9 protein-coding genes are annotated in these 12,800 nt (G+C 54.8%); 5 read left to right on the forward strand and 4 right to left on the reverse strand.

The window, feature by feature from the left end:
* Window positions 1-3 precede the first annotated feature (3 nt).
* From ACXAFI_RS04385 to gltA, 4 genes are all read right to left on the reverse strand, one after another.
* Window positions 4-1,356: a cytochrome c3 family protein gene (locus tag ACXAFI_RS04385; protein ID WP_475107813.1), complete on the reverse strand. Its 1,353-nt coding sequence runs from the start codon at window positions 1,354-1,356 to the stop codon at window positions 4-6.
* Window positions 1,357-3,387, reverse strand: a complete 2,031-nt coding sequence (locus ACXAFI_RS04390) for an FAD-dependent oxidoreductase (RefSeq protein ID WP_475107814.1) — start codon at window positions 3,385-3,387, stop codon at window positions 1,357-1,359.
* A gap of 541 nt (window positions 3,388-3,928) precedes the next feature.
* On the reverse strand, window positions 3,929-4,465 hold the full coding sequence (locus ACXAFI_RS04395; RefSeq protein WP_152454474.1) for a hemerythrin domain-containing protein: 537 nt from the start codon (window positions 4,463-4,465) through the stop codon (window positions 3,929-3,931).
* A 318-nt stretch (window positions 4,466-4,783) separates the two neighbouring features.
* Window positions 4,784-6,073, reverse strand: coding sequence for a citrate synthase (gltA, locus tag ACXAFI_RS04400; protein ID WP_444919681.1), 1,290 nt, complete (start codon window positions 6,071-6,073; stop codon window positions 4,784-4,786).
* Between the two features lie 441 nt (window positions 6,074-6,514).
* Between gltA and sdhC the strand changes: the two genes are divergently transcribed.
* From sdhC to ACXAFI_RS04425, 5 genes are all read left to right on the forward strand, one after another.
* On the forward strand, window positions 6,515-6,889 hold the full coding sequence (gene sdhC, locus ACXAFI_RS04405) for a succinate dehydrogenase, cytochrome b556 subunit (protein ID WP_444919680.1): 375 nt from the start codon (window positions 6,515-6,517) through the stop codon (window positions 6,887-6,889).
* Entirely contained in the window at window positions 6,883-7,251 is a 369-nt protein-coding gene (gene sdhD, locus ACXAFI_RS04410; RefSeq protein WP_152454471.1) for a succinate dehydrogenase, hydrophobic membrane anchor protein, read from the forward strand. The genes sdhC and sdhD overlap by 7 nt, the downstream gene beginning before the upstream one ends.
* A gap of 3 nt (window positions 7,252-7,254) precedes the next feature.
* Complete coding sequence (sdhA, locus tag ACXAFI_RS04415) at window positions 7,255-9,027, forward strand: succinate dehydrogenase flavoprotein subunit (protein ID WP_475107815.1); 1,773 nt, start codon at window positions 7,255-7,257, stop codon at window positions 9,025-9,027.
* Between the two features lie 19 nt (window positions 9,028-9,046).
* The gene (locus ACXAFI_RS04420; RefSeq protein WP_252082928.1) at window positions 9,047-9,751 is read left to right on the forward strand and encodes a succinate dehydrogenase iron-sulfur subunit; all 705 of its coding nucleotides are present in this window, start codon (window positions 9,047-9,049) and stop codon (window positions 9,749-9,751) included.
* A gap of 211 nt (window positions 9,752-9,962) precedes the next feature.
* Window positions 9,963-12,791 carry a 2-oxoglutarate dehydrogenase E1 component gene (locus ACXAFI_RS04425; RefSeq protein ID WP_475107816.1) on the forward strand — a complete coding sequence of 943 codons (2,829 nt, stop codon included), beginning with the start codon at window positions 9,963-9,965 and terminating at the stop codon, window positions 12,789-12,791.
* Window positions 12,792-12,800: the final 9 nt, after the last annotated feature.

Below are 12,800 nucleotides of genomic sequence, written 5' to 3' on the forward strand. Positions count from 1 at the left end.
CTCCTATTGGGATTTGGTTTCATTTTTTTTGCTATTGGAAATTCTCGCAATGCGATCGCGAATTAAGTCAAACGTTTCGTGTTTGTCCGCGGGCTTATGCTTGAAATTCTGTGAGATCAGTTTTTTGTCTGCGAGAGCCGCCAGGGAAAACTCCGCCCCATGGCAGTTCAGGCAGACGGGTAACATTTTTTCGTTGGGGCGGAGATTGTGATTCTGGTTGTGGTTAACTACGACCTGCTCACCGTGGGTTTCCCTTGGCAAGTGGCAGCTGGCGCAGCTGACGCCGTTATCTGAGTTTGCTTGCCAGGTGTCGAAGTGCGGTGACTCTTTGTAAGCCAAGCTGTGTTCATCGCTGTGGCAACTGAGGCAGGCTTCCACTGCGGCGAACTGTAAATCGACATCGTGCGGGCTGTGACAGCTGGTACAGCTCAACTCCCCAGAGGCGTCAGACTGCATGGGTATCCAGGCCTGGTTCGGCGTCATGGCGCCGACCTGCTGGACAAACTCTTGCGGTAGCTTGGAAGAAAGTCGCATGCCGTGTTTTCCTTGCGTAAAGGATTCCCGCTGGTCGCTATGGCAGCTAGCGCACTGCTCTACCACTTCCGTGCTAGTAAATTGCATCTGCCCATCGGCGTGGCAACTGCTGCAGTTCACCTCAGCCTGTGCGTGGGGGCTCTGTGCCCAGGCCGTAGCGATTTCTGCAGTTGCAGTTTCTTCATGGATATCTGCCTGCTGCAACTGTAATGGTTTGCTATTTGGGTGTTTCTGCAACCAGGACTGCATGGCGGTACGCGCCGGCAATTTTGCATCTTCAAGTAGATCCGGTTGCCCTACATGGGCGATTAGGAAATCCTCGTAGAGGGTGCCGTTATCGTGGTAGTTGTGGCAGCCGGCGCTGGCGCAGGTTTCAAATCCCATGCCTTGGTGGCTGCTGCGCTCTTCGGCAATTTCGCTGTGACAGTGAAAGCAGAAATCTCCGGCCAGGCTGACGCCCATTTCGCGGGTAATTTGTTGCTTGTGTTCCGTATGGCAACTGATGCATTGGCGCGCATCCAGGGTTTCCAGCAATTGAGCATTGCGGGGGTCGAGGAATTTTTTGCGGGGATGGGAGTCATCGGCCAGTTCCAGTTCCTCTGCGTGGCAGTTCAGGCAAGACTGTTGAATAGATTCTTCACCGGCAAAACCATCGGTATGACAGGAGGTGCAAGCGAGCTCTATCTGGTGGTGGCCATGCGTGGGTTCACCGGTGATAAACAGGGACTTGTCATCTGCAGTCAGGTTATACGAAGCATAAGCGCCCACTACCAGGGTCAACAGCAGGCCGTAGTGCCAAAATTTAAATTGATAAGATTTCATTTAGAAGTAATAAACCGCAAGAATGTGATAGGCGAGGAGTACCGGCAGTGCCCAAAGCAAGGCGTAATGAACGTATGACCACCATTTGCGGTGTTCACGCAACCTGAGGTCGGTCCAGTGATGGTTGCGGGCCATAAAGACGCCGACAAGGGAACCGGTAGCGGTAACGCCAAGGAAGACGAGCATGAGTGCAAGATTGAGGTTTTGCCCCATGCGGAAGCCGGTGTGGACAGCAAGGGCAGCCACGGCAATCACTCCGGTGATACTGTGGGCATATCGCCAGTGATCCACATGTCCGTAGGAAAGTTTTTTCCAGCGTTTGCGCAGACTCAGTGCGGCAGTAAACAAGCACAGTGCGAGAATAGTGTAGCCGGTTACCTGTTTCCAGAAATTGTCATACCAGAGTTTTTCCCAAAACTGGCCGCTCTGCACAGAGTCGGATATCGGTGGGGGCGGCATTAGGAATGACAAAGTAATCAAGAGAAGGGAAATGATCGAAGTAATCAGTATGCCCTTGGCATGGCGCATAACCAGGTTGGGCACAGGCGCATCGAGTAGCTCGGCCATTAAGGGGCGACAGCTGCCGCAGACAGAGCCTGCGGTGGTGGCCTGTTGCAGTTCGTTTAGTGTGCGTTTGCCCTCGGAAATCGCCTTGCACAACTCGCCTTTGCTGACGGAATTGCACTGGCATACCAGGTAGCTGTCGGGGAAACTCTTAATACTGTTTGAAGTCTGTTGGCCGAAAAGTCGGCCTTCGTCGGCAAACTGTTTCAGTGCTCGCGTACTGACTTTTTCCTCCTGCGCCACGGCTTGGCGCAGGCTGTTTGCCTCGTCCCAACTTCCGATATAAATAGCACCGAGAATGCGTCCATCTTTAACAAATAGTCGGCGATAGATACCCTTGAAACGGTTGCGGAAAACATGGCTCTGCAAACCTTCCTGCTGCTGAAGGTTGTCGGAGGCAACATCCCCCATAATGGCACAGGGAATATGGGCGATCTTGAGTTGAATATCTGTATAGCTGCCGGAGTAGGGGCGCTCTAAAATCTCGCCGCCATGGTCGCGACGAATATGCGAGCAGCAACTTTCCGCCTGCTCGTAGCCGGGGCGAACCAGCTGATAAACCTTCTGGTCAAACTCGGCGCACTCCCCAATGGCGTAGACATCCGGGTCGGAGGTCTGCATCCACTCGTTGACAACTACCCCTCTGTCAATTTCGAGCCCGGCCTGCTGGGCGAGGGAGACTTCTGGCTGAATACCAGTGCAGAGAACAATAGCATCGACACTGAGGCTTCCACTATCGGCGAACTGAAGGGTGGATTTTTCCCCTTGCCGTTCAATGGATTTCAGGTTTGAGCCAACTTTCAATTCCACACCAAGGGCGGCAAGGGAGGATTTCAAAAACTCCTCACCTTCTTCACCCAATAGGCCGCTCAGTAATTTGCCGCGAGATTGTAGCGTGACAGTATTTTTCGGTGTTTTTAGTGCGGTTGCCGCTTCCAGTCCCAAGGCGCCGGCGCCGATCACACATATATCGGCGTGTCGTTCCCGCAGGGCAATCAGGTCATTGGTGTTGCGCAGGCTGCGAAACGGATAAACGCCGGGTAGATCCGCACCGGGGACTGCGGGAATCTTCGGGTTGGAGCCAGTGGCCAGGATCAGCTTAGTATAGGGCTGAATATTACCGGCAGCATCCGTTACCGTTTTTTTGACGCGATCGATAGAGAGGATTTTGCGATCGATATATTCTGCGAGCCGATGATCACTCTTGCCGAGAATGGGATTGTCGAGTTCCTCTCGCTCTACATGACGGGATAGGTACTGAGATAGCTTTACCCGATTGTAGGGCGATTCTGTTTCGGCACCATAGATGACAACTTGCGCTTCGTCACAGAACTCAAGCAGTTTTTGTGCACAGCGGACACCGACTGGCCCAGTGCCTACAATCACATATATTGGATAGCCGCTGTCGCTGGTGCGGGCGCCATCTGGTGAACATTGACGAGCAGCTGAACTTTTTAGTTCAGTCATATTTCCCCCGAATCCCCCGGCTTTTAATACTGGCCTGTTTGTCATTCTTTTTTTTAAGCCACAAAGCTTTCAGAATTTTCTAGACCAATATTCCACCGTTGTAAGTTTTTTTAAATTCTAGTTTCCATATGTTTAAACAAAATTAAATAAACGTCTAGTCTTGAATAGAAATGGTGGTAGATAAGGGGGAGTTAAGGGAGGTCTGGCTGGAAAGTTTTGTTAAGCTGTTGTTATCGCTCGCTTTTTTTTGAGCGTTGTCGCTGCGCAGTAGCGGTCGGCCCGATTATGCGTGCTTTATTTTTTATATTGAGAAAACCTTTTTTATTAGGCGGCCTACTGTCAATACCTACTAGGTGGGTAAGTTTGATTAGCCATGGGGTGTAGGCTTCAAGGTGGCTAAAAAAATATGCGCCCCGTCCCTGTGGGTCGCAGATATTTTTACAGAGTGTTTGCCAGATAAGTTGTTACTCACTTATTGGCTTGTGCCCAATTCCTATAAAAGTCGAGTAACGAAATCGGCTCCTCTATTTAAAATAATCTCTTAGGATGGCTGGTAGAGAACGTACAGTTCCTTTTCTTCCAGCGCGGTGCGACGAGTCAATGCCTCACCTATTTTTTGGTAATCCATTTTGAAGTCGCGAACCATTTCTGGGGTGAAGGCTTCGTGGTTGTAGCGCTTGCAGAATTGCACAACGGCATTGGCGATTTCATTCATATCTGTGCGGAAGTCTTTTACGACCTGCAGAGTGTGCGCATCACCGGCAAGAGCCTGCTCCAGGTAGACATAAAAGCGCACATTTTCCTTGATCAGGTGTGCCTGAAAGCCGGACTTGAATTGAGTCAGTAGCTGAGAGAGCTGGCGATAGTTTTGTTTTTCATAACCCTCAGACCACATACGTTGGAAAATGCCAATCAGGGTTCGATGGTCATCTTCCAGCGCCTTGATCAGTGTTGGATCGTAAGAAATGGTTCGGCTGCCCTTGGCGCTGGCATAGTTGCTGCGAGTGTATTTTTCTTCCAGGTCGACGCTGTCGGAAGACTTGCTACCTCGGAACATACCGGAGATGAAGCTAAGCATATGCTGTGCCCTTGATAGTTTTAATTTTGTGAATTGTGCGAGTAAGGAAAACCGCGGGCAGGTGGCTGCTGTGGTATGGGAACTACAGTGCAAATTCACCCGGTCCGGGAGGCGCGGATTTTACATTGCATGACAGGGTTTTTACTGTATGGCGGGAGTTGCAACGGGATGATTATTTTAAAATTGTGATGCGCATCACAATCGGCTGCGATGTCGATTGTTGCACTATCTTAAATTTGTTGGATATTAATCTGGTTGTGGCTGTTTATTTCAGATAATAAAAACCCGGCCTTGCCGGGTTTTTTATTTTTGGCTCTATTAGCGCTGTTCCAGCGGCAGGTAATCGCGCTGGGTATAGCCGGTATAAAGCTGGCGCGGACGGCCAATTTTATGCGGGTTGGAAATCATCTCATTCCAGTGTGCAATCCAGCCGGAGGTGCGGCCGGTGGCAAAGATCACGGTAAACATATCGGTGGGGATGCCGATCGCTTTCATGATAATACCGGAGTAGAAGTCGACGTTCGGGTAGAGTTTCTTCTCGACGAAGTAATCATCTTCGAGCGCGATTTTTTCCAGGCGCTTGGCAATCTTCAGCAGTGGATCGTTCTCGGCACCCATTGCACCCAGAACTTCGTCGCAAATGCCCTGCATTACGCGGGAGCGCGGGTCGAAATTCTTGTAAACGCGGTGTCCGAAACCCATCAGGCGGAAGGGGTCGTTCTTGTCTTTAGCGCGCTTCACAAACTCGTCGATGCGGCTCTCGTCGCCGATTTCCTGCAGCATATTCAGTACTGCTTCGTTAGCACCGCCGTGTGCCGGTCCCCACAGGGCGGCAATACCGGAAGAGATGCAAGCGAAGGGGTTGGCGCCGGAGGAACCGGCCAGACGCACGGTAGAGGTTGAAGCATTCTGCTCGTGGTCGGCGTGCAGCAGGAAGATGATATCCATTGCCTTGGCGACAATCGGATCGATTTTGCTGGGCTCGCAGGGATTGCCGAACATCATGTGCAAGAAGTTCTCGGAGTAGCTGCGGCTATTGTCCGGATACATGAAGGGCTGGCCTTTGGAGTGCTTGTAGCACATGGCAGCCAAAGTCGGCATCTTGGCGATCAGGCGGTGTGCGGAGATCTCACGGTGCTCTGGGTTGGTGATATCCAGAGAGTCGTGGTAGAAGGAGGCGAGAGCGCCAACCACGCCGCACAGCATCGCCATCGGGTGAGCGTCGTAATGGAAACCTTTAAAGAAGTTCACCAGGGCTTCATGCACCATGGTGTGGGACATGATGGTGTCCACGTAATCTTTTTTCTGCTCGGCGTTGGGCAGTTCGCCGTTCATTAGCAGGTAGCAGGTCTCGAGGTAGTCAGACTTCTCTGCCAGCTGCTCAATGGGGTAGCCGCGGTGCAGAAGTTGACCTTTGGCGCCATCGATAAAAGTGATCTTGGATTCACATGCGGCAGTGGATACGAAGCCCGGGTCGTAGGTGAATAAGCCTTTGCCGGTCAGGTTACCGACATCGACAACATCGGGGCCGAGGGTGCCGGAGCGTACGGGCATTTCAATAGCGCCGTCGATACCGTCGACCGTGAGTTGCGCTTTTTTATCGGACATTGCGGACTCCTAAAACTGTTCTTATGGCGGCCTTTTCCTAGTGTTTTCGGGTGCTGGCGGCCTTTTGAGCGGGGCCAAACTTAAGTGCCGCGCCGCAAATTGTCAAACCCAAAGGAGTGGACGGCCAGTCTGCCAGCAACAGGATATCCGGCGACAGCGTTGACTGGTAGAGCTTTTGCCTGGTGGTGGACACAAAAATCTGTGGAAATCCCGTTGGCTCAAATCCTGTTCCTGCGAGGCCCGCTGAGCTGGCGTATTACAAGGCGTTCGTTGTGTTTTGACTATTGAATGCCTATAATCCGCGCGGCTTGCGCCATGGTACGGCTACTTTGTACAAGGCTTCATCAGGTCGAGTGCAAAGTGATCAGCAAGCAGCTCGTCCCTCCCAATTTGAAAAGCTAACGGGCGCCCGGTCGTTCAGGGCAACAAGGTGTTTTTCCTGTGAACAAAAACAGACCTGTCAATTTAGACATTTCCACTATAAAGCTTCCCGCTGCCGCTTTGGTTTCCATTTTGCACCGTGTATCTGGTGTAGTGCTCTTCGCCGTTGTGGCGCTGTTGCTCTGCATGCTCGATGCCAGCCTGGAATCCGAACAGGGCTTCGCCGATATGGCGGCGGCATTTAACAGTATTCCTGCCAAGCTCATTTTGTGGGCCTCCCTGGCAGCTCTTATTTACCATCTGTTGGCCGGTGTGCGTCACCTGTTTATGGATTTGGGTATGGGTGAGAGCTTCGAAGGTGGTCGTCGCAGCGCTATTGCCGTGCTGGTGGTGAGTGTAATCCTTATTCTTTTAGTGGGAGTATGGTTGTGGTAAGAACAGTAACTAGCTTCGGCCGTAGCGGTACTTTCGACTGGCTCTACCAGCGCGTCACCGCAGTGATACTGCTCGCTTACGTCCTCTTTATAGTGGGCTTTATCTTTTTCACCAAAGACTTTGGCTACCAGGCCTGGTCTGAGTTGTTCGCCCAGCGCTGGATGCGTGTATTCAGCTTGGTCGCCCTGCTGTCCACCGTGATTCACGCCTGGATTGGTCTCTGGTCCGTGGTTACCGATTACATCACCAATCGGGTGATGGGCGGTAAGGCCACTGTTCTGCGTCTGTTCGTGGAAGTGATCCTGGCTGCGATTGCCGTGCTTTACACGGTGTGGGGCATTGAAATTCTTTGGGGTGTATAAGCAATGGCGAACATGCGAACTATTTCTTTTGACGGGATTGTGATTGGCGGCGGCGGCGCGGGTATGCGCGCGGCCCTGCAGATGGCCCAGTCCGGCTACAAGACTGCGGTAATCACCAAAGTATTCCCAACCCGTTCTCACACGGTATCTGCCCAGGGTGGTATTACCTGTGCGATTGCCAGCTCCGACCCCAATGATGATTGGCGCTGGCACATGTATGACACCGTTAAAGGCTCCGACTATATCGGCGACCAGGAAGCGATCGAATACATGTGTTCCGTAGGCCCTGAGGCCGTATTCGAACTGGAGCACATGGGCCTACCTTTCTCTCGTACTGAAGAGGGCCGTATTTACCAGCGTCCTTTCGGTGGTCAGTCCAAAGATTTTGGCCGCGGTGGCCAGGCTGCCCGTACCTGTGCTGCCGCCGACCGTACCGGCCACGCGCTGCTGCACACTCTTTACCAGAACAACGTTAAGCACCAAACCGAATTCCTAAACGAATGGTTTGCTATTGACCTGGTGAAGAACCAGGACGGTGCCGTGGTGGGTGTGATCGCCATGTGCATCGAAGATGGCGAAGTGGTGTTTATTAAGTCCAAGGCGACCGTATTCGCCACCGGTGGTGCCGGCCGTATCTTCGCCTCCACCACTAACGCACACATCAACACCGGCGACGGTGTGGGTATGGCCCTGCGCGCAGGTATGCCTGTACAGGACATCGAGATGTGGCAGTTCCACCCGACTGGTATTTACGGTGCCGGTGTACTCGTGACCGAAGGTTGTCGCGGTGAGGGTGGTTACCTGATCAACAAAGACGGCGAGCGTTTTATGGAGCGCTATGCGCCCAACGCCAAAGACCTCGCCTCTCGCGACGTTGTGGCCCGCTCTATGGTGCTCGAGCTCCTCGACGGCCGCGGTTGTGGTCCGGAAGGCGATCACGTATTCCTGAAGCTCGATCACCTGGGCGAAGAGCTGCTCAACAGCCGCCTGCCTGGTATCTGTGAGCTGTCCAAGACCTTTGCACACGTCGACCCGGTTAAAGCACCGATTCCGGTTGTTCCCACCTGTCACTACATGATGGGCGGTATCCCGACCAACGTTCACGGCCAGGCCCTGACCCAGGATGCTGCCGGCAACGACCAGATCATCGACGGCTTCTATGCCTGTGGTGAGGTTGCCTGTGTATCCGTACACGGCGCCAACCGCCTGGGCGGTAATTCACTGCTGGATCTGGTGGTATTCGGCCGCGCTTCCGGTCTGTTTATCGAGAAGGCCCTGCGTGAAGGAATCGAGCACCGCGAAGCTTCCGAGTCCGACCTCGAAGCGGCGATGGCGCGTCTGAACCGCCTGGAGAGCAATGAGACCGGCGAGAAGGCCGCAGATCTGCGCAAAGAACTGCAGGGCGTGATGCAGAATCACTTCGGCGTATTCCGCCGCGGCGACTACATGGCAGAAGGTGTGAAGAAGCTGGCCGACCTGCGCGAGCGTATCGAGAACGTACGCTTAGACGACAGAAGCCGCGCCTTTAACACCGCCCGTGTTGAAGCCCTGGAACTGCAGAACCTGCTGGAAGTTGCCGAGGCCACCGCGATTGCCGCGGAGACCCGCACTGAGAGCCGCGGCGCCCATGCCCGCGAGGACTTCCAGGAGCGCGATGATGAAAACTGGCTGTGTCATTCTATGTACTTCCCAACTGAGAAGCGTGTGGGCAAGCGTGCGGTAAACTTCGCACCGACCACCATGGAAGCCTTTGAACCGAAAGCTCGGACCTACTGATTCGGGAGCGGAATAGAGTATGTTGAAAGTAAGCATTTACCGTTACAACCCGGAAACCGATAAAGCGCCTTACATGCAGGACTACCAGCTCGACACCCAGGGCAAGGACCTGATGGTGTTGGACGTGTTGGAGTTGCTCAAGGCTCAGGATCCGACCCTGTCCTTCCGCCGCTCCTGCCGTGAAGGTGTGTGTGGTTCCGACGGTATGAACATTTCCGGCCGCAACGGTCTGGCGTGCACTACGCCACTGTCTGAAGCTGCCCCCAAGGGTAAACTGATTCTGCGCCCGCTGCCGGGCCTGCCGGTGATCCGCGACCTGGTTGTGGATATGGAACAGTTCTACGAGCAGTACAAGAAGATCGAGCCGTACCTGCAGAATGATACCCCGGCACCGGCGATTGAGCGCTTGCAATCCCCTGAGGATCGCGAAAAGCTCGACGGCCTGTACGAGTGTATCCTGTGCGCCTGCTGCTCCACAGCCTGTCCTTCTTTCTGGTGGAACCCGGATAAGTTTATCGGCCCGGCCGGCCTGTTGCAGGCTTACCGCTTCCTGGCGGACAGTCGCGACCTGGCCACTGATGAGCGTCTGTCCAACCTGGACGACCCCTTCAGTGTGTTCCGTTGCCACGGCATTCAAAACTGTGTCAACGTATGTCCGAAGGGTTTGAACCCGACCCGCGCCATTGGCCATATTCGCAATATGCTGCTGACACGCGCGGTATAGGGATTGATGAAAGTCACGAGATGACTTTCATCAGGGCCCGCCTCGGGTGGGCCCGGTGCCAGGTAGGGCGCTGATCGAATGACAAAAACCGGCTCCGGCCGGTATTAAATTAAAAAGGGGAGGTGGCTTTATGCGCCTCCCCTTTTGTGAGTGAAGGAAAGCGCAGTGGCCAGAGCGATGAGAGTCCACTGCAATCGAGGTAGGCATCAAAATGCACGAAAGTACCATGGAGCAGCTGTGGCGTAGCTCCCATATCTCCGGGGGCAATGCCGCCTATGTGGAGGAGCTTTACGAGACCTATCTGCACGACCCCAACGGTGTACCGGAGGAGTGGCGCAATTACTTCGACAGCCTCCCCCGCGTTGAAGGCAGCAGTGATGTCTCACACGCCGCAGTGCGCCAGCACTTCGAGCTGCTCAGCAAACACCGCGCGCGCCCGGTAGTGGCGCCGGGCTCCGGCTCCGTCAATATCGAACACGAGCGCAAGCAGATTAAAGTTCTGCAACTGATCGATTCCTATCGCCATCGCGGTCACAAAAAGGCCACCCTCGACCCGCTCGGCCTGATGGCCCGCGAACAGGTGCCCGACCTGCAGTTGAGCTACCACGGTCTGACTGAAGGCGACTTCGATACCACCTTCAATACCGGTAGCCTGTTCCTGGGCAAAGAAGAAGCCACCCTGCGCGAGATCGTAGAGGGTCTGGAGCGCACCTACTGCGGTAATCTGGGTGCGGAAATCATGCACCTCTCCAACCTGGAAGAGCAGCAGTGGTTCCAGCAGCGCCTGGAGCGCAGCCAGTCCAAGGCCAACTTCGGCACCGATATCCAGATTGAAATCTTGCAGCGCCTGTCTGCAGCAGAGGGCCTGGAGCGTCACCTGGACTCGAAATACCCGGGCACCAAGCGCTTCGGTGTGGAAGGTGGTGAGAGTCTGATCCCGATGATGGACGCTCTGATCCGCCGCTCCGGTACCTACGGGGTGAAGGAAATCGTAATCGGCATGGCCCACCGTGGCCGCCTCAATACCCTGGTGAATATCCTCGGCAAGAACCCATCGGACCTGTTTGAAGAGTTCGAGGGCAAGAAAACCCTGGATACTTCAGGTGACGTAAAATACCACCAAGGCTTCTCCTCCAATGTCATGACCCCCGGTGGCGAAGTGCACTTGGCGTTGGCCTTTAACCCGTCGCACCTGGAAATCAGTGCACCGGTAGTGGTCGGTTCCGTGCGCGCTCGCCAGGATCGCCGTAAAGATGCCACTGGTGAGAAGGTAATGCCGATCAACATCCACGGCGACGCGGCTTTTGCCGGCCAGGGTGTTGTGCAGGAAACCCTGCAGATGTCCCAGACCCGCGGTTACTACACCGGCGGTACTGTGCACATCGTACTAAACAACCAGGTGGGCTTTACCACCAGCAAGCGCGAAGATGCCCGCTCCACCGAGTACTCCACCGATCCGGCCAAGATGATCGATGCGCCGGTGCTGCACGTAAACGGCGACGACCCCGAAATGGTTGTGCTGGCTGCGCTGCTGGCGGTGGACTACCGCTACGAATTTAAGAAAGACATCGTTATCGACCTGGTGTGCTACCGTCGCCGTGGCCACAACGAAACCGATGACCCCTCTGGTACCCAGCCGCTGATGTACCAGACCATCCGCAAGCATAAAACCACCCGCACGCTCTATTCCGAGAAGCTGGTGAAAGATGGCATCCTCGATAAGGCTGCCGCGGACAAGCTGGCCAACGACTACCGCGACAAACTGGATGCGGGTGAAGACGTGGCTACCGGTTTGGTGAAACAGCCGGACTCCTCCATGTTTGTAGACTGGAGTCCCTACCTGGGCCACGACTGGCAGGTGTCTGCGGATACCGGCTATGCGCTGCCGAAGCTGCAGGATGTGGCTAACCGTATGACCGCTGTGCCCGATGGCGTAGTGATGCAGCGTCAGGTTTCCAAGATCTACGATGACCGCCGCAAGATGGCCGGTGGCGCCTTGCCGCTGAACTGGGGCATGGCGGAAACCCTGGCTTATGGCACCCTGCTGGAAGAGGGTTTTATGATCCGCTTCACCGGTGAGGATGTGGGTCGCGGTACCTTCTCCCACCGTCATGCGGTAATTCACAGCCAGAAAGATGGCCAGAGCTATGTGCCTTTGCAGCACATGTTCGAAGACCAGCCACCGTTCTATATCTACGACTCGCTGCTGTCTGAGGAGGCCGTACTGGCTTTCGAATACGGCTATGCGACCACCACGCCCAAGTCCCTGGTGGTTTGGGAGGCCCAGTTCGGCGACTTCGCCAACGGCGCCCAGGTGGTCATCGACCAGTTCATCACTTCCGGTGAGCACAAGTGGGGTCGTATGTGCGGCCTGGTGATGCTGTTGCCACACGGCTACGAAGGTCAGGGCCCGGAGCACTCCTCCGCGCGTCTAGAGCGCTTTATGCAGTTGTGTGCCGAGCACAATATCCAGGTGTGTAACGCGACCACGCCGGCGCAGATCTTCCACCTGCTGCGCCGTCAGGCCATTCGCCCGATGCGCCGTCCGCTGGTTATTATGAGCCCGAAATGGATTCTGCGTCACAAGCTGGCGACTTCCAGCCTGGAAGAGCTGGCCGAAGGCCGCTTCCACAATGTGATTCAGGATCAGGGTGTGGACCCAGCCAAGGTTAAGCGCCTGATCCTGTGTTCCGGCAAGGTGTACTACCACCTGCTGGAAGCGCGTATGGAGCGCGAGCAGGAAGATGTGGCGTTCGTCCGTATCGAGCAGCTGTACCCCTTCCCGGACGAGGAGTTTGTGGAAGCGGTGTCGGCATTTAAAAACATCAAGAGTGTCGCTTGGTGTCAGGAAGAGCCCATGAACCAGGGCGCCTGGTACTCCAGCCAGCATCACCTGCGTCGCCTGCTGTCGGAAACCCATCCGAAGATGGATCTGGAATACGTGGGCCGTGCGCCATCGGCGGCACCTGCGGCGGGCTATATGTCCACGCACCTAGAAGAACAGAATAAGTTCATCAACGAGGCGCTGACCGTCAAGTAACGGGCGGCA

This window comes from Microbulbifer sp. ABH2_005, from assembly GCF_056160005.1.

Excerpts from the sequence above, each read along its gene's own strand:
- ACXAFI_RS04385 (WP_475107813.1), bottom strand. The coding sequence starts at position 1,356 with ATGAAATCTTATCAATTTAAATTTTGGCACTACGGCCTGCTGTTGACC.
- ACXAFI_RS04390 (WP_475107814.1), bottom strand. The coding sequence starts at position 3,387 with ATGACTGAACTAAAAAGTTCAGCTGCTCGTCAATGTTCACCAGATGGC.
- ACXAFI_RS04395 (WP_152454474.1), bottom strand. The coding sequence starts at position 4,465 with ATGCTTAGCTTCATCTCCGGTATGTTCCGAGGTAGCAAGTCTTCCGAC.
- gltA (WP_444919681.1), bottom strand. The coding sequence starts at position 6,073 with ATGTCCGATAAAAAAGCGCAACTCACGGTCGACGGTATCGACGGCGCT.
- sdhA (WP_475107815.1), top strand. The coding sequence starts at position 7,255 with ATGGCGAACATGCGAACTATTTCTTTTGACGGGATTGTGATTGGCGGC.
- ACXAFI_RS04420 (WP_252082928.1), top strand. The coding sequence starts at position 9,047 with ATGTTGAAAGTAAGCATTTACCGTTACAACCCGGAAACCGATAAAGCG.
- ACXAFI_RS04425 (WP_475107816.1), top strand. The coding sequence starts at position 9,963 with ATGCACGAAAGTACCATGGAGCAGCTGTGGCGTAGCTCCCATATCTCC.